This is a genomic window from Exiguobacterium sp. UBA6309, assembly GCF_002439205.1.
In the GTDB taxonomy this organism is placed as follows: domain Bacteria; phylum Bacillota; class Bacilli; order Exiguobacteriales; family Exiguobacteriaceae; genus Exiguobacterium_A.
In genome coordinates this window covers 118,242-137,878 of sequence record NZ_DJTL01000009.1, presented here as the reverse complement: position 1 = coordinate 137,878, position 19,637 = coordinate 118,242, and the positions used below count along the sequence as shown (strand labels likewise).

Here is a 19,637-nt window from a genome sequence, read left to right as displayed (position 1 = left end):
AACACAGCAAGAGGCTGACTCAAAAGTCAGTCTCTACAAAGATAAGGGGGGACAGATCATCAATCTGTCCCCCTTATCTCATAATAAAAAGAATGACGCGTCACACGCCACTCCTACAGGAAAAACGCATTTGTGCGTTGTCAGAGACGAACAAGACCCGCTTTCCCGCTTAAATGAAGCAGGAAAACTGGCTTGTGTCTCGCCTGAGGAAAGGGCGTGAAGAGACGCGTCATTCTTTTTTGAGTCAGCCCCTTTTTCTTGAATCGACTTAGAAGAAGCTTTCTGGATCGAGCTCATTCGTCCGTCCATTCGCATCATACTTGTATCCACCATCGTGGATTTCAAAATGTAAGTGTGGACCAGTCGAGTTACCGGTGCTTCCGAGAACACCGATTTGCTGTCCTTGTTTGACTTGTTGTCCCTGTTTAACGTTCAAGGCATTCATATGGGCATACACGGTCGTATACGTTTTTCCGTCGATATTATGAGAGATATAGACGTGGTTGCCGTAAGGGCCACCTGAACTTGCTAAAATGACTGTCCCGCTTGCAGATGCAACGATTGGCGAGTTGAGTGGACCAGCGAAGTCGGTTCCATTGTGGTACGCATAACCATTACTTCCGCTTGCTGCCCCCATTCCTTGCGAGATAGAACCTTGAGCAGGTTTGATGAATTTACCTTTTGCTTTTGAGATGACTTTCGTACTAGCCTTGCTAACAGATACTGGCGCCGCCGATTGTTTTGCAGCAGCTGCCTTTGCTGCACGTGCTGCTGCTTTTTCAGCTGCTTCCTGTGCCTTCAGTTGGGCCGATGCCTCTTTCAGGCTGAGGATGTTGGATTCGATTTTTTTCTTTTGTGACGTCAGACGTTTCAAGAGTGCTGTTCGTTTTTGTTTTTCTTTTTTGAGTTCACGTTGTTTCTTTTTTAAAACATTACGATCTTCAATCAAGTCTTGGCGTGTCTGCTTCAATTCTTCTTTCGCAGCTGCCAGTTCTTTTTTGTTTGATTCGTAATCTTTTAATAAAGAAGCATCGCTTTCCGCAATCGTATTGAAGGCATTGAAACGACTGATCATATCACCGACATCTTTTGCACCGAAGACGGCTTCAAGCAGCGGGGCATTATCGGCTTTCGACTGACGGACCGCCAGACGATCACCGAGCATTTTTTCTTGTTTCTTGATTTTCTTTTGCAACTTCTCGATCTTATCTTCTAATCGAGCAATCTGTTTCGTGTTTTCGTCGATTTTCTTTTGATTCTCGACGACTTGTAATGTCAGCCCATTAATCTGTTGATCCAGGGCGTAGACTTGTTGCTGTGCTTTAGATAATTGATTCTTTTTTTGAGACAACGCCTCGCGTTGCTTCGATTGTTGTTGCTGATTTTGTTGTTGTTTCTCTTTATATGAACTTGCCGCATCGACGGGAGTCGTCGTCATGAGCGGACTTGCGAGTAAGGTAAGTGTCATGAGCGATAACCCGATTGACTTTCCGAAAGGTCGTTTCATAAACTAAGCGTCATTCCTTTCCCTTGTGAAGTGTTACCTATCCCACTCTAACAAGAAAATCAGAAAATCCACTTTACAATTCTTTTAAAAAAATACAAGAGAAGCTAGCAGAAAGTATGAAGAATTTATGAAAATAATGATGCGTGAACAGAAGAATAAATAGAATATGTTGATATGAAAGGAATAATCATTATGTAATTGATTGATTTCCGAATGATGTCAGAAGATATATTTTTGTAACATCGTATAAATTGAACGTTTATTAATGTTTGAAAAAGGTATAAATATAGTTTTTGTGAAATGAAAAAGTGCCCCGAAAGGCACTCTGTCCGAATCATTCTTCATAAATCATCTTTCGTGTCATCCCACCGTCTAGAACCAGTGTTTCGCCCGTCAAGAAATCGTTATCCGGGTGTGTTAGATAGAGAGCCGCACGAGCGACATCACTTGGTTTTCCGACGCGACCAGCTGGATGTTGACTGTGGTCTTCAGGTGATAATTCTTGATAGTCACCGGTTTCAATCCAACCAGGAGCAATCGCGTTGACGAGAATTCCGTCTTCTCCGAGTGAGACAGCAAGTGCATGGGTCAGAGCAAAAATGCCACCTTTCGTCGATGCATAAGATTCTGTATGCGGTTCCGACATGAAGGCGCGGGTCGAAGCCAGGTTGACGATCCGACCACCACCTTTACTTTGTTTCAAATAAGGTGTAGCGGCCTTAGTCGTTAAAAAGATACTACGCAGGTTCGTATGATGAACCCGATCCCATTCCTCAAGTGACAATTCGAGTAAGGGTTTTCGAATCATGATACCGGCGTTATTGATGACGATGTCGATACGACCAGTATGTTCAATCGCTTTTTCAATCAACAGTTGAACGTCTTTTTCGTGTTGGATATCGAGGTGATAGAAGTAAGCCGTCCCACCATCTTCTTCAATTTGTTGAACTAATTCGTCTCCTGTCATCTGATCGATGTCAGCAAGAACTACATTTGCGCCATGCGCAGCGTAGGTGCGGGCGAGTTCTGCACCAATGCCATTCGCGGCTCCCGTAATGATGACGGTTTGATTAACATGATTCATAAAAATCATCCTTTCTGTAACGCTTCTCTCCTTTTTTTACCGTTCCATCATATCCTGAAACCTGACAGGATTATCATCCGTAGGAACAGGGAAATAGAAAAGCGTTGAAGTTACTTTAGAATAGGGGAAAATAGGAATGAAATTCTCGAATCAACAATTAGAAAAACAACAAAATCAATATGCCGAAGATGCAAAAGATTATATCGATCGCCCGAAAAAGACGAACTCGCTGTTACAACGAGCAACTGCAAAGGTAAACGGTAACTCTCGTTTGTCCGTCGTCTTCTCACCGTTGACGTTGTTCGTCGATATGATTCGCGCGTACCAGTCAGGTGAATATCGCAACATTCGTCGTACGACGATCTTAAAAGTAATCGGAGCGTTGATTTACCTCGTGTCACCGATTGACCTCGTACCTGATTTCGTACTCGGATTTGGTTTCGCAGACGATATCGCGGTCATCCTTTTCGTCACGAAAACAGTCTTTGAAGAATTGACACGTTTCAGTGACTGGCAAGATGAACAACAAAAGCGCCGTACGCAACCAGTACAAAGTGAGGATGCGTATTAATCAAATAGATAATGATTCGAGCGACTTCACACAAGAAGTCGCTCTTTCTGATGTAAAAAGAGCCGTTTCCTGTACGCCCTCTTGAAAGTTCGATACACTAGAAATAGTTGGTAAAGAGAGAGGGAGGGCGAAGATGGGACACCACTGGATGGAATCATACGGTTATATCGGGATCATGATGACGCTCATGTTTCCATTCATACCGAGCGAAGTACCGCTCGCGTATGCAGGATATCTCGTGCATACGGCACAGGCGAATCTTATATTCATGTTGTTCCTCGCTGTAGTGAGCTTCGTCATTAGTCAGAACCTCTTCTTTACGATTGGTCAGTTCGGGAGTGAACGGTTATTGAATCGTTTGTTCAAATGGTTTCGGATTTCGGAAACAAAAATGCTCCAGTTTCAGACACAAATGGAGACGAAGGGACGCTATATCCTTCTTCTGTCTCCAATGTGGCGCATCGGATTTGCAATTGGTGCCGGTCTAACTGGTGTTTCACGCTGGACGTTTACCGTCGTGACGACGATTTCCTTTTTCCTTTGGTCAGCGATCTTCATTTGGGGCGGGAAAGCCGTCGGGCATGAATGGCGAAAATTGCACCATCTCAATCATCCGATAGTTTGGATTGGTTTAGGTGTGTTGATTACGGTTGGCTACTTGATTCAAAAAAAGAGAAAAGCAAAAAAAGAGATCTAAAAGGAGTGGGAACATGGCAATTATCTTATTCGATATTGACGGTACATTGATCGATTCAACGGAACAGATGACAGAAGCAATCCATCGAGCGATGGAGGACATGCCGCATCTTCCAAAACCATCTCAAGCAAGTGTACAAGCAAGCTATGGTTTAGCAGGAAGTGCCTTTTGGCGTAAGGCGATTCCGGAAGCCTCAGAAGAGGATATTCGGTTGATTCGTAAAAAAAGACATGGTCATCTAGAAGCGACGATGGCAGAACAGAACGTCTTGTTCGACGGAATTCGATCTTTATTAGAAGCGCTAGTGTCTGCGGGACATACCATTTCAACTGCGAGTAATTGTGGCAACCACTATCTAAACCTTGTGCTGGATAGCCAAGACATTCGTTCGTTCTTTACGAGTCCGAAATGCTTAGAATCCGTCAATGGAAAAGAAAAATCGGATATCTTACGCGCTCACCGCGATGAGTTTGGAGAAGGATCTTACTGGATGATTGGAGATCGGTCTTCTGATGTCGAAGCGGCTCGTAAGGAACATATGCCGGTCGTCTTATGTCAATATGGTTTTGGTACGCCATCCGAGTGGAATTCGGCAGATCATGTCATCGAGACACCGCTTGATTTGTTAACAGTGATTGAAAAATAAAGAAGAAAAAAGCCAAGCTAGACGCGTCGATTTTTTCAGACGGTCGGCTTGGCTTTTTTGTGGTTAAAATATCAAGCAAGATGCACTTACTCGAAATCGAGTCGGTATGGTTCTGCGCTCATCCATGGACGGAACTTCCGGAAGAGTAGATGGAACAATAAACAGAGAATAATGGGTAAGACGATAAAAAGACCAAGCACGAATGTCATATTGAAGAGCGTCCATCCTCCTGACATCAGGTGTAGCGCATTGATTGGACCGATTAAACCAGACATTCCAAATCCGGCACTAAACGGTGTACCTTGAACACCGAGCATTCCAGCTAATGCACCAAGGATAGCGGCACTACACATGACAGGTAGAATCATCAATGGATTACGAATGAAGTTCGCCATCTGGATTTTAGGAGAACCGAGAAAATGAGCAATCGACGTTCCACGTGAATTCGCTTGCCAACCGGCAATCGCAAGACCAAAACCAGCAGCACAGACACCTAGATTGGCAGCGCCGGCAGCAACACCCGATAAACTGATCGCGGTTGCAATGCCGACCGTCGAAAGCGGAGAGACGATGAGAACGGAAAAGGCGACCGCAATTAGAATGCCCATCAAGACGGGTTGAAGTGCCGTGAAGTCTGAGATGACATGTCCAATTGCTGTCGTAATCCGTGTGACGAACGGATACGTCAGAACACCAATTCCACCGGCACCGACAATCAAAATCGTTGGCATGACAAGCACCGTATATGTTTTGAAGCGTTCACCAATCAATAAGACGATTGCTGTTGCAATAGCTGCCGTCAAACCAGCATTGATGACATCACCTGTACCGACGAAAACGAATGTCGCATCCGCACGGGTCGCAACACCTGAGCCGACGACCGTCGCGAGTCCAATCGACGTGGTGGCAATCGGTGTCACTTTAAATTGCATCGCTACGGCGACACCAATCACCATTGGTAAAAGTCGCATCGCGAGTGTCGTTGCGTCTAAAACATGTTGGGCTCCGGACACATATGGCAACAATGCCTTAGCGAGTTCACCGAGTAAGGCTCCTGGAATAAGGGCAACGAGAATTCCAATACTGAGACCGTTTAAAACATGCACTGCAAATTGACGTGGCTGACGCAAAATAGATGAATCCATAAAATCCTCTCCTTATGTAACGCTTTTGTGCATAACAGTATAAAAGTTGTGAATTGTGTTTTATCTTACGGTAAGAACAGAAGGACGTCAAGAAAAAGTTAGAAAATTCCAAACGATCAAAGGATTCGTCTTTCAGAAACGGAATTGTTACAGTGAAGAAGTACATTGAATGAGGAGGTCATGAATCATGTCAGAACAACGTATCGTATTAGCGGAACGACCAAACGGAAAACCAACAGGGGAAACATTCCGTTATGAATCATTTGAGTTAGCAGATTTACGAGAAGGGCAAGTCGCACTGGAGTCACTCTATATCTCAGTCGATCCATATATGCGGGGACGTATGAACGATACGCGTTCTTATTCGCAACCGTTTGAGATTGATGAACCGATTCACGGGGGTGTCGTAGCGCGTGTCATCGAGTCTAAAAGTGAGGCGTTCAAGTCAGGTGATGTCGTCGTGGGGATGCTCGATTGGGCAACGAAAGCAGTCGTCGATGCGAAAAGTGTCCGTAAAATCGATGAGCAGATCGCTCCAATCTCAACAGCGCTCGGTGTTCTCGGAATGACAGGGATGACGGCGTATTTCGGGTTGCTTGATATCGGGAATCCACAGCCAGGAGAAACTGTTGTCGTATCGGCAGCAGCAGGGGCTGTTGGATCGATCGTTGGTCAGATCGCTAAAATCAAAGGTGCACGAGTAGTTGGGATTGCAGGAAGTGACGAAAAGTTACAGCACTTAAAAGTAGATCTTGGTTTTGACGAAGTCATCAACTACAAAACGGAAGACATCCGGGAAGCTTTAGACCGGACGTGTCCAGACGGCATCGATGTTTATTTTGAAAATGTCGGTGGAGAGATCGGCGATGCGGTCCTGGATCGACTCAATCCATTCGCGCGGGTACCAGTCTGCGGCGCTATTTCTGGGTATAACGCACAACAGGACATCGGTCCACGTGTTCAATCGAAATTAATCATTGCGCGTGCGCGTATGCAAGGTTTCTTAGTGGGGGATTATGGCAAACGATTCAAGGAAGCGGCTGAGCAACTCGGTCAATGGGTCAGTGAAGGGAAATTACGATATGAAGAGACGATCTTTGAAGGGTTCGATCGTGTACCAGATGCGTTCCTTGGCTTGTTCGATGGCTCGAACACAGGGAAACTACTAGTAAAAGTAAAGTAAACATGCCAAAAGAGGTTGCGGAATCATTTCCGCAACCTCTTTTTCTATGGCGTGAGATTCATGAATCTTTTCGATCGCGCTTGAGCTCTTCTGGATCAGGATCCGGATGTTGTGTTTCCGCAGGCTTGATGCCGGGATTTGATGTCTCAGCTGGATCAGGGTCCGGGTGAAGACCAACGTCTGCCTTTTCATCTGGTAAATCATGATTTTTTTCGTTTAACATGTCCAGTCATCTCCTTTTATCAGTACATAGTAATGTTTCCCCGTTTTTTAAATCCAAAACAATGAGGGTGCATAGGATTCGTTTTTGAAAACATGTGAATGACTTCCACGGACAAGAAAGCGAAACCGGTCGATTTCCTAGGAAATACAGGTTGACTGAAATGGAATGTAAGGAAAATCCAAAAAAGCTTCATGAAGTCTTTACAAAAACCTTGCAAGTCCTTCAAGTAGCCTTTGAACTGCTTCCGTAGACTAAGAAAGAGTTGAAAAGAGGAAGGGTGTTTACGTGTGAGTGATCAAAAATGGAAACGACAAATCATGCAACAACTGAACTGGGTCCGCGAAGAGAAAAAACGGCTGACAAGCGAGACGACCGCAAGTAAAGATGCACTCGAAAAACTCCGTCAGCTAGACGTCTTGCGACTACCGACGGTTCGAACTTCTAATAACACGACGACACGTTACCGACAAAATAGCCAAGCTTCACTACTAGATCAATTGGATGTCTCGGAGATTCCGGTCCGGACGACGACGCGTTACTATGAAAAGCGACCAATCGAGATGGCGATCGTCTGCTCGGAATTCATGTACGCCTATTATGAAGATGCCGTTCATCTCCACTACGTCAATGCGCATACATTCGAAGAAGTTTTCGAGCGCGAGATTGATCTCTTTTTAGTCGTCTCTTCATGGAAGGGGTTACGAGGGGATGATTGGAAAGGTGTCGCCACACCGAATTCAAAGAAACGCCAACGACTGCTTTCGATGATGCAGGAAGTCAAAGCCAAAGGAATTCCAGTCGTTTTTCAATCAACGGAAGATCCGAGCAATCATGAACGGTTTCAAGACGTGGCGCAAGCTGCCGATTATGTCCTGACTTCAGATGAGGCGATGATTCCTGAATATCGCGTCTTATGTGGTCATGATCGGATTATGGCGATGCCGTTTGGTATCAATCCATTGATTCACAATCCAATCGGAGCGACACGTAGCCGTAAGAAAGGCGTTTTATTTGCCGGTAGCTGGATGGCGAAATATCCGGAGCGCGTGAAAGATACGGAGATGTTGTTTGATGGGGTGATGCAATCCTCGCACGAACTCGATATCGTGGATCGGAATTATCATCTCGACTTACCAGCCTATCAGTTTCCGGAGCGCTATCAATCACGGGTCGCACCAGCGATTCCTTATGATGCTTTACAACAAGTTAGTAAATGTTACGACTGGGTCTTGAACCTGAATAGCATCAAGTACAGTAAAACGATGTGTGCTCGTCGCGTCTATGAGTCGCAAGCACTCGGGAATTTGATCCTGTCGAATTACAGTATCGCCGTCAACAACGAATTTCCGAACATCTTCACCGTGCATGACGCACAGGAGGCGACGGCGATCTTAGAACGTACGTCGCAAGAAGAAATCGAACGATTGCGAGCAGAAGGACTTCGTGCCGTCATGACGGAACATACAGTCTTCGAACGGATGGATCAGATTCTAGCGTTCATTGGACGAGTACCTGAGACACGGGAACATCGCTTATTAGTCGTTGTCGCTCAAGACGGGGAAGCCATCCGTAACGCAATCGATCGCCAAAGTCTCACACCAGATGAAATCGTCTCAGCGGATACGTTGACGGAGCAAACCTATGATCAAGCGGATTTCGTTGCTTGGATGGATGGACAGGAATCTTACGGCGAATATTATTTAGAGGACCTCGTGAATGGCTTTAAATATAGCGATGCCAGCATTGTCCGAAAGGGAAGCGAGCATCCGTATCATGTACAAGAGATGAGCGGTAGCCGAAACGGTGCGATTGTTTGGCGATCAGCTATCGGATATGACATGTTCCAGGCAGATGAACTGAACGGAAAAACACTGTTGCTCGATCAATTTGAGTGGAACGAGCAGACGGTAGTTCCGACAAATCAGACCCCGCAACTGTCGGTCGTCGTTCCGATCTATAACAATGGGAAACACCTCACGTATAAATGTTTCGCCAGTCTAACGCGGATGGATCGATTCATGGAGTCGGAGATTTTACTCGTAGATGATGGATCGACGGACATAGCGACACGTCTAGCCGTAGAGCGTCTCGCGCGACGCTATGGAAATGTCAGAACTTATTTCTTCGAGACAGGCGGAAGCGGTAGTGCTTCACGTCCGCGTAACAAAGGAGTCGAGATGGCACGAGCTAACTATGTGACGTTCCTTGATCCGGATAACGAGGTACTCAGTGATCGATATGCCTTTTTGCTTCAAGAACTAGAAAAAGATCCATCACTTGATTTTGTGGCAGGGCATATGAAAAAGCTTGCCGAGAAGACGAGCATCATCGCCTTGCCAACGATTCGTAAACAAGGACGAACGGTTTGTGAGGATCCGAAAGCTTTTCTATTGAAACATCGGTTTGCGGTACAAAGCATTCAAGCACTCGTCGTCCGTCGTACCTTCCTGCTTGAACATCAATTGGAACAAGTCGTCGGTGCGGTCGGTCAGGACTCCTTGTTCTTCCAAGAATTGATGCTTCGCGCGAACCGTGTCTTACTCGTCAATCGAGTCATCCATTATTATTACGCAGCCGTTGCAGGGTCAACCGTGAATGCATTGACGGTGAAGTTCTTTGAACGAAGTGTCGTCCGAGAGCGGGCACGAGCTGAGAAATTCGCTCGTTATGGAGTGCTAGAGGAATACAAGGAAACTCGATTCGAGCATTTCTTTGAGCATTGGTATCTTGTCAAGTTACGCTACTGCAGTGATAAGGACTTTGCACCGAGTGTCGCATTACTACGCACGATTATCGGATTCTATGAACCAATCACGTTGACGAACCCGTTGATTCGTCGATTCATGGAGCTTGCAGATCGACAGGAGACGGATCGACTTCAACACTTACTACTCGAGGAGGTGCAAAAATGACGGCATCGATGAAAACAGTACGCCCCAAGGATCAAATCCGAGCTGCCTACTACGATCAGTTAGGCGGTGGATTCGGTAAAAAAGTCCGCGCGCGTGTTCACTGGATCGTTCGACAAGCAAAAGGAGAGCACATTTTAGATATTGGTTGTTCGGGTGGAGTCGTCCCGATTTTGCTCGGACGCGAAGGGAAACATGTCATCGGGATCGATGTGTTACCAGAAGCGATCATCGAGGCCAAACAAGCGTTACTTGAAGAACCGGCATCCGTAAAAGAAAAAGTGGAATTACATGAAGCAAATGTCATGACGTACACACCTGACATTCAATTCGATACAGTCTTGATGACGGAAGTACTGGAACATATCGGGGAGCCAGAGCGCTTTATCGCCCGTGCCGTCTCGTTCATCGCACCAGAAGGACGACTCGTCATCACAGTCCCATTTGGAGTGAACGATTATGCGGATCACAAACGGACGTATTATTTAAACCGACTGCTTGAACAGTTGACACCCTTCGGTAAGATCGAGACGATCGAGCGGATTGACAAGTGGCTTGGGATCACGATTCAAGTCTATCCGGAACCTCGATCCGGTCGATCTATTCTACCGGCGGAAGTCGAATGGCTCGAGGACGCCTTTGAAGAGGTGGAACGATTGCATCTCGCAACGATCATTGACTTAAAGCGCAAGCAACAGACTCTAGAACGAAAAGTTCAGCGGTTAGGGGAACAAACAGATTTATTCGAGCAGGCACAAGCGGAATCACTACGTCATGAACAGCAACTACAGGAACAGCGTGAACAATATAAGATGCTCGAAGAACAATATGCCGTACTGCTTGATCGATTCGAAGCGTCATTGGTGTCAAATCTGGAATTGCTGGAGGCGAATGCATCATGGAAATCAAAATACCGCTCACTCGCACGATCAAAGCTCGGAAAAATCGTCGTCCGCTACTGGAAGTTCCGACGTCAACTCAAGCAGCGCCGGAGTCGTCGATGAACGTCTTGATGATTTGTCAAAATTTCTATCCGGAAATCGGGAGTGCGGCAAACCGAATGAAGAATATCTTCAAGCGGATGGAACAAGCAGGAAGTGACGTCCATGTGTTGACGTCAGAACCGCTCTATCCGACGGCAGAACTCTATACGGACTCGATGTTCTGGGATGAACCGAGCCTCGATACGGCACATGTAACCCGTATCCAACCGCGTGACGTCCGGGCGACGAATAATTTATGGCGGCGTCTTCGCTTGTTCGTGGAACAATTCGTGCTCGCGGTGAAAGAAGTGCGACATGACCCGAAATCCTATGCCTACATCTATGCGACGACGCCATCCATCTTCATGGGACTCGTCGGGGTCGTCGCGAAACACGTCAAAAAGGCTCCTTTGATTCTCGATGTACGTGATTTATGGCCGGAATCATTGATTGGCGTCGGCATCACGAATTCGCGTCTCTTATTGACGCCGCTCTACTGGCTTGAAAAGTGGATGTATCGTCAGGCAGATCAATTGGTCATCAACAGTGAGGGGTTTCGATCATATATTGAAGGGCGGGGCATTGCACCGGAAAAAATTCATTATATCCCGAACTCTATCGAGGAAAATGAGTGGTTGATCAAACGCCGAAAAGTATCGGCACAAGTCCGCGTCGTGTATACAGGAAATATCGGTCTCGCACAAGATGTGTTCTTGTTGCTTGACGTCGCACAGGAACTTCAACAAGAGGAAGATATCTGTTTTCAAGTCGTCGGTTACGGTTATCACAAGCAAACGTTCGAACGACTCGTTAAGGAACGTGGGTTGACGAACATCGAATTTCTTGACGCGATGCCACGCTGGGATGCGTTGAAACAACTTGCGAAGAGTGATATTGCCTTTGCGACACTCGTCGAAAGTACAGCGTTCGATACGGTGACACCTGGAAAAATCATCGACTACATGGCGATGGGGTGTGCCATCGTCGGAGCGGTATCCGGACACGCGGCGCATGTCATCGAAGAGGCAGGAGCGGGTTACGTGTCTGTCCAGCGAAAAAAAGAGGAGATCGTCGATCATATTCTCGAGTTATCACGAAATCCAGAGAAACGTGCAGCGATGGGGCGTGCAGGTGTGGCATACGTCCAACATCATTTTGATTGGGAACAAAATGAACAGCGCTTGTTTGAAGCTATCGAACAAACGCAGTCACGAAAGGCGGTCGCAGAATGAAGCGAATTGGAATGTTTGTTTGGAATCCGTTTACGAATGACGCTCGTGTCTTGCGTGAATGTACAGCACTCGTCGAAGCAGGACACCGCGTGGACCTATACTGTCTAAATGACGGCACACTTCCAGAAGTCGAATGCCCGATGTCAGGGTTTCGCGTCATTCGAATCGATCGGACGCCACCTTTTGCGAGGTGGCTCCCGTTCTTTCGTAAACGGAAAAAACGGACACTTGTCATCGGCGTGATGGGTGCGCTTCTTGCGCCATGGCTTATTCCCGTGATGCTCGTGCTCTTTTTGCTCATGCGAAGTCGATTCATCCGTTACGCCCTCTATAACAGTTTCGGCATTCTTCGTATGACACGTGCTGCCCGAAAGCATGATTATAACGTCATGCATGCGAACGATGTCAATACGTTACCACAAGCGATTGGGGCAGCGCGTGGTGCCCAAATCGTCTATGACTCGCATGAAGTCCAGACCGATCGGACAGGATACGGGAGCATGCAAGGGAAATTAGAGCGCTGGTTGCTTCACTTCGTCAATCAGACGATCGTTGAAAATGACACGCGTGCAGATTACCATCAGAAGTTATATGGAACGCGACCATCCGTCCTGCACAATTATCCGTTTTACGAACCGATTATTCCGCAACCGCGACCGTTACGCGAAGAATTAGCACTTGCACCAGATGAGCCGATTTTATTGTATCAAGGTGGCATCCAAGAAGGACGTGGACTAGAGCGACTCATCGAAGCGATGCCGTTCATCGATCGAGGAACACTTATTTTCGTTGGAGATGGAAAGTTAAAAGGGAAACTGATGCAACTGGCCACGCAATCATCGGAAAAGTCTCGTATCCGCTTCATTGATAAGGTTCCGCTTGCTGAACTACCCAGTTACACGGCAGCGGCAACGGTCGGCTTTCAGGTCCTCCAGAACGTTTGCTTCAATCATTATTCCGCTTCTTCAAATAAACTATTCGAATACATGGCGGCGTTGATTCCTGTCATCGCGGCCGACTTACCAGAAATTCGTCGTGTCGTCGATACAGAAGGAGTTGGATTAATCGTCGATGTCGAATCCCCGCAGAGTATCGCCGAGGCGGTCAATCGTCTAGTGAAGGATGAGAGCTTGCGACGGGCGATGCAGGAGCGGGCAAGCGTAGCAAGGAGACAATACAACTGGGAGCAAGAAAAAGGTCGACTGCTTGCTGTCTATGACTCGATTTTCATGGAATCTGGGACAAAATAAAAAAAATAGTCAACGACTCGAAGGGAAATCCACGTGGAATGAAGGTGGATTCTTGACGGGTCGTTTCGTTTGATATGAATGGCAACGAAGTATTCGTGAAAGCTTCATAAGATTTACAAAAACAATAGAAAACGCTGGAAATGTAAGGTCTGTGAAGAATGGTTTAAGAGATGGTTAGAAGCATTGGAAAGCAAAGGAAATGTCGTTATGGTCTAGTTACAGCCAAGCCACAGACCGTTCGTTGGCTAGTATGACTAACTCGATGGAGGAATGACAAAATGAAACTTTGCACAATCGGACTAGGATATATTGGATTACCTTCTTCTGCGATGTTCGCGGATCATGGCACGGAAGTCGTAGGTGTCGACATCGATCCACAGATCGTCAATCTTCTGAATACGGGAACGATTCATATTGAGGAACCAGGACTCGAGGATGTCATCAAACGGGTCGTCGCGAACGGAAAATTCCGAGCGACACTTACGCCAGAACGGGCCGATGTTTTCTTAATCGCCGTTCCAACGCCGAACTTGAACGATACGTATAAATCATGTGATTTGAAATATGTCATTTCAGCGGTCAACAACATGCTGCCATTCCTTGAAAAAGGAAATGTCGTCATCGTCGAATCGACGATTGCGCCACGTACGATGGATGATCATGTCCGTCCCTTAATCGAAGCAGCTGGATTTACGATTGGTGAGGACATTTATGTCGTCCATTGCCCAGAGCGTGTGTTGCCAGGACAAATTTTACATGAACTTATCCATAATAACCGAATCGTCGGTGGATTGACGCCAGCGTGTGCGGAGGCAGGGGCTGCCGTCTATGAAACATTCGTTCAAGGTGAAATCGTCCGGACCGATGCAAAAACAGCCGAAATGTCGAAGTTGATGGAGAATACATTCCGCGATGTCAACATTGCGCTCGCAAATGAATTAACGCAAGTATGTCATCAACTAGAGATCAACGTCTTAGATGTGATCGAGATGGCGAACATGCATCCACGGGTAAACTTGCATCATCCGGGACCGGGAGTGGGTGGTCACTGTCTCGCAGTGGATCCGTACTTCATCGTCGCAAAAGCCCCATCGCTTGCTCGCATCATTCATACGGCACGACAAACGAACGTTCAGATGCCACAATTCGTTGCCGAACAAGCAGCTCGTCTCGTCGGTTCGCGTGTCCGTCCAAAAATCGCCGTCTTTGGTGTCACGTATAAAGGAAACGTCGACGACATGCGCGAGAGTCCAGCTGTCGAAGTCATTGAACAATTACTCGACCGTGGACTTGACGTCGCTGTCTGTGATCCGCACGTCGAACGCTCGATTTCGACACGTTTCGAACTCGTCGATGAGTTGGAGGCGATTCAAGGCGCCGACCTAGCGCTTGTCTTAGTCGACCACGATGAATTCAAACAATTCGATTCACGTCGTCTCGCAAACTACATGCGGACACCGTTACTCTTTGATACGAAAGGGATCGTCAAAGCGCTCGACGCTGTCAAAGTCCTGAACTTCGGTAATTTGCATACGCACCGCGTGACGGAAGTGGATGCGAAAGCGATATGAACGCGATACGAACGATTGGGGGAGAGTTGAAGGATCATCTATATCTGATCTTTCGGCTCTCGCTTTATGAAACAAAGAGTCAATATAGCATGCAATACCTTGGTTGGTTTTGGGAGATCATGACGCCACTTCTCCAAATCGGTGTCTACTGGGTCGTATTCGGCTTCGGGATTCGTGGTGGTCATCCAGTCGATGGAATTCCGTTCGTCTTTTGGCTCGTCAGCGGATTGATTGCTTGGTTCTTCATCGGTAGTACGATTCCAAGTGGTTCCCGGTCGATTTATGGTCGGGTCGCTCTCGTCTCGAAGATGCATTTTCCACTAAGTACGATTCCAGCGTATGTCATTTTGGCACAATTCTACCGTCATCTCGCGATGATTGCTTTGACGATCATTTTAGGGTGTGCCTTCGGTTACTTCCCGGGATGGCATACGTTTGAACTCCTATATATCGTACCGGCGGGCGTCGTATTCCTCTATGCGGTTTCCTTATTGTTATCCGCACTTGCGACGATGATTCGAGATGTGCAAAACATGGTGACATCTGCGATCCGCATGCTGATGTATTTAACGCCAATCATGTGGATTCCGCCAGATCACTCGTTATTTAAGATGTTGTTGATGCTAAACCCACTCGTTTATTTGATTGAGGGGTATCGTTCAGCACTCATCGGAACGGGCTATCTGCTCGATCATATGTGGTATGGCTTGTACTTCTGGTGTATGACGCTTGCAATCTTACTTGTTGGAGCATCGATTCACATTCGATTCCGACGCTATTTCATCGATTACGTATAGGAGGGAGAACGATGGGTCATGTCGTGTTTGAGAATGTATCGAAACGGTACATGCTCTATGCCCGACCGATCGACAAGCTAAAAGAAGTGTTGTTCGGTAAGGTGAATGGAAAATCGTTCTATGCTCTGAAGAACGTCTCCTTTTCTGTGGAAGAGGGAGAAATCGTCGGTATCGTTGGCATCAACGGAAGTGGGAAATCGACACTATCGCATCTGCTTGCTAACGTGACACCACCGACGTACGGTCGGGTCACATTGGGTGGAAAGTCAGCATTGATTGCCATCTCTAGTGGATTGAATAGTCAACTGACGGGGCGAGATAACATTGAATTAAAAGGGCTGATGATGGGCTTGACGAAACGACAAATCGAGACGATTACTCCAGAAATTTTAGAGTTCGCTGACATCGGGGAGTTCATCGATCAGCCAGTCAAGACTTACTCGAGCGGCATGCGCGCTCGGATTGGTTTTGCAATCTCGATTCATATTAATCCAGATATCTTGATTATCGACGAAGCACTCTCAGTCGGAGACCAAACGTTTACTGAAAAGTGCCTCGATAAGATGCGTGAATTCCGCGATCAAGGGAAAACGATTTTTTTCGTCAGTCATTCGCTCAGCCAGGTAAAGAGTTTCTGTACAAAAATCCTTTGGTTGGAATACGGGGAAGTACGTCTATTTGGTCCGACGAACGAAACGTTGGCTGAATACAATAAATATCTATATTGGTACAAACAGTTATCAAAAAAGCAAGCCTCCCATTACGTAGCTAAGAAACGAACGGAACGGATCGGTTCCGTGGATCAGCAAATGATGGGCGAGACGATTGAACAATCGTCATGAAATGAGATAGGGGATGAAGTAAATGAAACGTGTCATGCTTGTATTCGGAACACGACCAGAGGCGATCAAAATGGCGCCGGTCGTTAAAGCACTTGAAAATCGTCAGGACGTCGAACCAATCGTCGTTGTTACAGCACAGCACCGAGAGATGCTCGATCAGGTCCTTGAACTGTTCGAGATCACTCCGGACCATGACTTGGATTTGATGCGTCCGCGTCAGACGTTAGAGGAAATGACGGCGCGTATTTTAAACGCGATGCGTCGCGTCCTCGAAAAGGAACAGCCGGATCTCGTCCTTGTCCATGGGGATACGACGACGACGTTCGCTGCTTCTTTAGCGGCGTTCTATCAACAGATTCCAGTCGGTCATGTGGAAGCAGGATTAAGGACATATGAAAAGTATGCGCCGTTCCCAGAAGAGATGAATCGTCAATTGACAGGTGTGTTGGCGGATTATCATTTTGCACCGACTGAACAGGCAGCAATGAACTTACGTGCTGAGAACAAGCAGACGCCAATCATCGTAACCGGTAATACGGTCATCGATGCGTTGAAGACGACTGTATCACCGACATATACACATCCTGTCCTATCGCGCCTAGAGAAGTCGGGACGAAAACTCGTTCTTTTGACGGTTCATCGCCGTGAGAATCATTTACAACTGGCAACGATTTTTGATGCAATCGAGCGACTAGCGAATGAACATCCAGAAATCGAAATCGTCTATCCGGTTCATCCGAATCCGGTCGTACTAGAGGCGGCAGCTCGCTTGGAGCATCATCCGCGGATTCAATTGATCGAACCACTTGATGTATTTGACTTCCATAATCTTGCGGCTCGGGCATCCTTCATTCTGACTGACTCAGGTGGGATTCAAGAGGAAGCACCTTCGCTCGGCGTGCCTGTTCTTGTCTTACGGGAGACGACAGAACGTCCAGAGGGGGTCGAAGCTGGAACGTTGAAGCTCGTCGGGACGAACCCAGAGATGATTTATACGATGAGTCATCAATTGTTGACGGATCAGGTGTTCTATCAATCGATGGCGCAAGCCGCGAATCCTTATGGCGATGGACAGGCAGCAGAGCGAATCGTCGATGCCATCATGAGTGAGGTACCTGTATGAGTCAACGTATTCCTCCAGCGATTTATCAGTTCTTTCCATTCGGAACGCAGGAAAAAATCTTGCTTGAGGATGCTACAGATGGTATCTATTTTGATTTTCAAGAAGCGACGGCAGATGACAAATTGTACATTCAGTTGTTTGATCAAGGATTTCAACATCCGCCTTCAAAGTTATACCGGTCAGACGCCACGATTACAGGAGACATCATCGAGGTGACCTGTCATTTCGAAGTCGATGCACCATGTGTCGTTCAGTTATTCAAGATGCAATATGGACAGAAAAAACGAATGGGATCGGAAACGGAGACCGTCACATTGACGAATGAGACAGTCGTTCATGTACAGATGAAACGAGTACCAGGAGCGAAGTATTTCAAGGTGGCATGGAAGTTCTTGCAAGAGGGGAGCTTCCGAGTCCATCTCCGGGACATTCAGATTGTGCAACATGTCACGGCAGGGGAGGAAGCGACGTATGTTATTTAGTTCGACGATATTCTTATTTCTGTTCTTACCGACTGTATTGATCGTCTATTACCTACTCCCACGCAGCTTCCGAAATGGCTGGTTATTAGTGACGAGTCTATTCTTTTATGCATTCGGAGAACCGCGTTTTGCATTGCTGATGCTACTGAGCGTCACGATCAACTACTTCTTCGCCTTGTTTGTCGATCTGTATCGATACCGAATCGGCGTCAAGTGGATCATGTTCAGTATGATTGCAGTCAATCTGGGGTTACTCGGCTGGTTCAAGTACAGCGGATTTTTTGTTCGTTCAGTCAACGAGACATTCGGATTAGGATGGTTCGTACCAGAAGTCGTCTTGCCACTCGGTATCTCGTTCTATACGTTTCATGCGATGAGTTATGTCATCGACATCTACAAAGGGAAGGAAGCGGTGCAAAAGAATCCGCTTGACCTCGCCCTTTATATCGCGTTCTTCCCTCAACTCGTCGCGGGTCCGATCGTTCGCTACAACACGATTGCGAGCCAAATCGAGTCACGAGAAGAGACAGTTTCCGATTTTGCCCGAGGAGTTCGGCGTTTTACGATTGGTTTAGCTAAAAAACTGATTCTTGCCAATGGATGTGGTCAAGTCGCGGATGCCATCTTCAATATGAAAGATCTCTCTATGGGGCTTGCTTGGATCGGCATCATTGCCTACGCCTTACAAATCTATTTTGATTTTTCAGGATACAGCGACATGGCGATTGGACTTGCTTTGATGTTCGGATTTCACTTTCTTGAGAATTTCAACTATCCCTACATTTCAAAGTCCGTTTCTGAATTTTGGCGTCGTTGGCATATTTCACTTGGATCGTGGTTCCGGGATTATGTCTACATCCCGCTTGGTGGAAATCGTGTCTCACCGTGGTTACAGTATCGCAACTTAGCAATTGTCTGGATGCTGACAGGTCTTTGGCATGGTGCTAGTTGGACGTTCGTCGCGTGGGGAGCGTATTACGGAATCTGGATCATGCTCGAGAAAGCATTTCTCGGGAAATGGTTGGAGAAAATGCCAGTCTTCTCGACCGTTTGGACACTCGTACTTGTGTTGGTCGGTTGGGTATTCTTCCGTTCCGAGACGTTCCCGGAAGCCATTACGTACATTCAAGCGATGTTCGTACCAGATGTGATCTGGGATGAACGCGCGAGCTACCAGCTTGTCCAAAATGGTGTTCTACTGCTTGTCGCGTTCATCGCAGCGACACCGATTCCGAAAATCATCGGAGAGCGATTAGTTGTGTCACTCGGAAGAATTGGTACGACGATGCAGTATGGGTATGCGATGTTGATGCTGTTCCTTGCGACATCAGCACTTGTTGCAAGTACGTTTAACCCTTTCATCTATTTCCGCTTTTAAAAAGGAGGTCTACT

The 19,637-nt window shown here is 46.8% G+C and carries 17 protein-coding genes and 1 pseudogene; 14 read left to right on the top strand and 4 right to left on the bottom strand.

The annotated features are described in order from the left end of the window. Window positions 1–268: 268 nt before the first annotated feature. Entirely contained in the window at window positions 269–1,507 is a 1,239-nt protein-coding gene (locus B3M90_RS01930) for a murein hydrolase activator EnvC family protein (protein WP_290754715.1), read from the bottom strand. Window positions 1,508–1,841: 334 nt separating this feature from the next. Beyond that, complete coding sequence (locus tag B3M90_RS01925; protein ID WP_290754717.1) at window positions 1,842–2,591, bottom strand: SDR family NAD(P)-dependent oxidoreductase; 750 nt, start codon at window positions 2,589–2,591, stop codon at window positions 1,842–1,844. 136 nt (window positions 2,592–2,727) lie between these two features. Here B3M90_RS01925 and B3M90_RS01920 point away from each other — a divergent pair, with 136 nt between their 5' ends. The 3 genes from B3M90_RS01920 to B3M90_RS01910 all read left to right on the top strand — a co-directional run bounded on the left by B3M90_RS01920 (window position 2,728) and on the right by B3M90_RS01910 (window position 4,505). Further along, the gene (locus B3M90_RS01920; protein WP_029341012.1) at window positions 2,728–3,162 is read left to right on the top strand and encodes a YkvA family protein; all 435 of its coding nucleotides are present in this window, start codon (window positions 2,728–2,730) and stop codon (window positions 3,160–3,162) included. Between the two features lie 133 nt (window positions 3,163–3,295). Further along, on the top strand, window positions 3,296–3,859 hold the full coding sequence (locus B3M90_RS01915) for a DedA family protein (RefSeq protein WP_214854810.1): 564 nt from the start codon (window positions 3,296–3,298) through the stop codon (window positions 3,857–3,859). Window positions 3,860–3,872: 13 nt separating this feature from the next. Beyond that, window positions 3,873–4,505 (top strand): HAD family hydrolase, encoded by a 633-nt coding sequence (locus B3M90_RS01910; RefSeq protein ID WP_290754721.1) that lies wholly within the window; start codon window positions 3,873–3,875, stop codon window positions 4,503–4,505. Between the two features lie 86 nt (window positions 4,506–4,591). Here the strand turns inward: B3M90_RS01910 and B3M90_RS01905 are convergent, their stop codons facing one another. Next, window positions 4,592–5,650, bottom strand: coding sequence for a PTS transporter subunit IIC (locus tag B3M90_RS01905; protein ID WP_056060085.1), 1,059 nt, complete (start codon window positions 5,648–5,650; stop codon window positions 4,592–4,594). Between the two features lie 187 nt (window positions 5,651–5,837). Between B3M90_RS01905 and B3M90_RS01900 the strand changes: the two genes are divergently transcribed. Continuing rightward, window positions 5,838–6,833 (top strand): NADP-dependent oxidoreductase, encoded by a 996-nt coding sequence (locus tag B3M90_RS01900; RefSeq protein WP_290754724.1) that lies wholly within the window; start codon window positions 5,838–5,840, stop codon window positions 6,831–6,833. Window positions 6,834–6,891: 58 nt separating this feature from the next. Here the strand turns inward: B3M90_RS01900 and B3M90_RS01895 are convergent, their stop codons facing one another. After that, window positions 6,892–7,056, bottom strand: coding sequence for a hypothetical protein (locus tag B3M90_RS01895; RefSeq protein ID WP_214854816.1), 165 nt, complete (start codon window positions 7,054–7,056; stop codon window positions 6,892–6,894). Between the two features lie 287 nt (window positions 7,057–7,343). Here B3M90_RS01895 and B3M90_RS01890 point away from each other — a divergent pair, with 287 nt between their 5' ends. From B3M90_RS01890 to B3M90_RS01845, 10 genes and pseudogenes are all read left to right on the top strand, one after another. After that, a complete protein-coding gene (locus tag B3M90_RS01890) occupies window positions 7,344–9,968 on the top strand; it encodes a glycosyltransferase (RefSeq protein WP_290782355.1) in 2,625 nt (874 codons plus the stop codon). Next, window positions 9,965–10,969, top strand: a complete 1,005-nt coding sequence (locus B3M90_RS01885; RefSeq protein WP_251137896.1) for a class I SAM-dependent methyltransferase — start codon at window positions 9,965–9,967, stop codon at window positions 10,967–10,969. Before B3M90_RS01890 ends, B3M90_RS01885 begins: the two co-directional genes overlap by 4 nt. Continuing rightward, complete coding sequence (locus tag B3M90_RS01880) at window positions 10,864–12,180, top strand: glycosyltransferase family 4 protein (protein ID WP_251137897.1); 1,317 nt, start codon at window positions 10,864–10,866, stop codon at window positions 12,178–12,180. Before B3M90_RS01885 ends, B3M90_RS01880 begins: the two co-directional genes overlap by 106 nt. Next, entirely contained in the window at window positions 12,177–13,430 is a 1,254-nt protein-coding gene (locus B3M90_RS01875; protein ID WP_290782352.1) for a glycosyltransferase, read from the top strand. The genes B3M90_RS01880 and B3M90_RS01875 overlap by 4 nt, the downstream gene beginning before the upstream one ends. A gap of 278 nt (window positions 13,431–13,708) precedes the next feature. Beyond that, window positions 13,709–15,001 carry a nucleotide sugar dehydrogenase gene (locus B3M90_RS01870; protein ID WP_214804385.1) on the top strand — a complete coding sequence of 431 codons (1,293 nt, stop codon included), beginning with the start codon at window positions 13,709–13,711 and terminating at the stop codon, window positions 14,999–15,001. Continuing rightward, window positions 14,998–15,798: an ABC transporter permease gene (locus tag B3M90_RS01865; RefSeq protein WP_214854822.1), complete on the top strand. Its 801-nt coding sequence runs from the start codon at window positions 14,998–15,000 to the stop codon at window positions 15,796–15,798. The genes B3M90_RS01870 and B3M90_RS01865 overlap by 4 nt, the downstream gene beginning before the upstream one ends. Window positions 15,799–15,809: 11 nt before the next feature. Beyond that, a pseudogene (gene tagH, locus B3M90_RS01860) lies at window positions 15,810–16,550 on the top strand (teichoic acids export ABC transporter ATP-binding subunit TagH); the annotation flags it as partial. Window positions 16,551–16,662: 112 nt separating this feature from the next. Next, entirely contained in the window at window positions 16,663–17,763 is a 1,101-nt protein-coding gene (gene wecB / locus B3M90_RS01855) for a non-hydrolyzing UDP-N-acetylglucosamine 2-epimerase (protein ID WP_050678363.1), read from the top strand. Next, window positions 17,760–18,245, top strand: coding sequence for a hypothetical protein (locus tag B3M90_RS01850; protein WP_050678364.1), 486 nt, complete (start codon window positions 17,760–17,762; stop codon window positions 18,243–18,245). The genes wecB and B3M90_RS01850 overlap by 4 nt, the downstream gene beginning before the upstream one ends. Further along, window positions 18,235–19,623 carry an MBOAT family O-acyltransferase gene (locus tag B3M90_RS01845; protein ID WP_290782348.1) on the top strand — a complete coding sequence of 463 codons (1,389 nt, stop codon included), beginning with the start codon at window positions 18,235–18,237 and terminating at the stop codon, window positions 19,621–19,623. The genes B3M90_RS01850 and B3M90_RS01845 overlap by 11 nt, the downstream gene beginning before the upstream one ends. Window positions 19,624–19,637: the final 14 nt, after the last annotated feature.

Bases quoted from the DNA above. Each gene is read 5' to 3' on its own strand.
- B3M90_RS01850 (WP_050678364.1), top strand. From the start codon at position 17,760: ATGAGTCAACGTATTCCTCCAGCGATTTATCAGTTCTTTCCATTCGGA.
- B3M90_RS01875 (WP_290782352.1), top strand. From the start codon at position 12,177: ATGAAGCGAATTGGAATGTTTGTTTGGAATCCGTTTACGAATGACGCT.
- B3M90_RS01845 (WP_290782348.1), top strand. From the start codon at position 18,235: ATGTTATTTAGTTCGACGATATTCTTATTTCTGTTCTTACCGACTGTA.
- B3M90_RS01895 (WP_214854816.1), bottom strand. From the start codon at position 7,056: ATGTTAAACGAAAAAAATCATGATTTACCAGATGAAAAGGCAGACGTT.
- B3M90_RS01900 (WP_290754724.1), top strand. From the start codon at position 5,838: ATGTCAGAACAACGTATCGTATTAGCGGAACGACCAAACGGAAAACCA.
- B3M90_RS01920 (WP_029341012.1), top strand. From the start codon at position 2,728: ATGAAATTCTCGAATCAACAATTAGAAAAACAACAAAATCAATATGCC.
- B3M90_RS01905 (WP_056060085.1), bottom strand. From the start codon at position 5,650: ATGGATTCATCTATTTTGCGTCAGCCACGTCAATTTGCAGTGCATGTT.
- B3M90_RS01865 (WP_214854822.1), top strand. From the start codon at position 14,998: ATGAACGCGATACGAACGATTGGGGGAGAGTTGAAGGATCATCTATAT.
- B3M90_RS01930 (WP_290754715.1), bottom strand. From the start codon at position 1,507: ATGAAACGACCTTTCGGAAAGTCAATCGGGTTATCGCTCATGACACTT.
- B3M90_RS01885 (WP_251137896.1), top strand. From the start codon at position 9,965: ATGACGGCATCGATGAAAACAGTACGCCCCAAGGATCAAATCCGAGCT.
- wecB (WP_050678363.1), top strand. From the start codon at position 16,663: ATGAAACGTGTCATGCTTGTATTCGGAACACGACCAGAGGCGATCAAA.
- B3M90_RS01880 (WP_251137897.1), top strand. From the start codon at position 10,864: ATGGAAATCAAAATACCGCTCACTCGCACGATCAAAGCTCGGAAAAAT.
- B3M90_RS01925 (WP_290754717.1), bottom strand. From the start codon at position 2,591: ATGAATCATGTTAATCAAACCGTCATCATTACGGGAGCCGCGAATGGC.
- B3M90_RS01870 (WP_214804385.1), top strand. From the start codon at position 13,709: ATGAAACTTTGCACAATCGGACTAGGATATATTGGATTACCTTCTTCT.
- B3M90_RS01910 (WP_290754721.1), top strand. From the start codon at position 3,873: ATGGCAATTATCTTATTCGATATTGACGGTACATTGATCGATTCAACG.
- B3M90_RS01915 (WP_214854810.1), top strand. From the start codon at position 3,296: ATGGGACACCACTGGATGGAATCATACGGTTATATCGGGATCATGATG.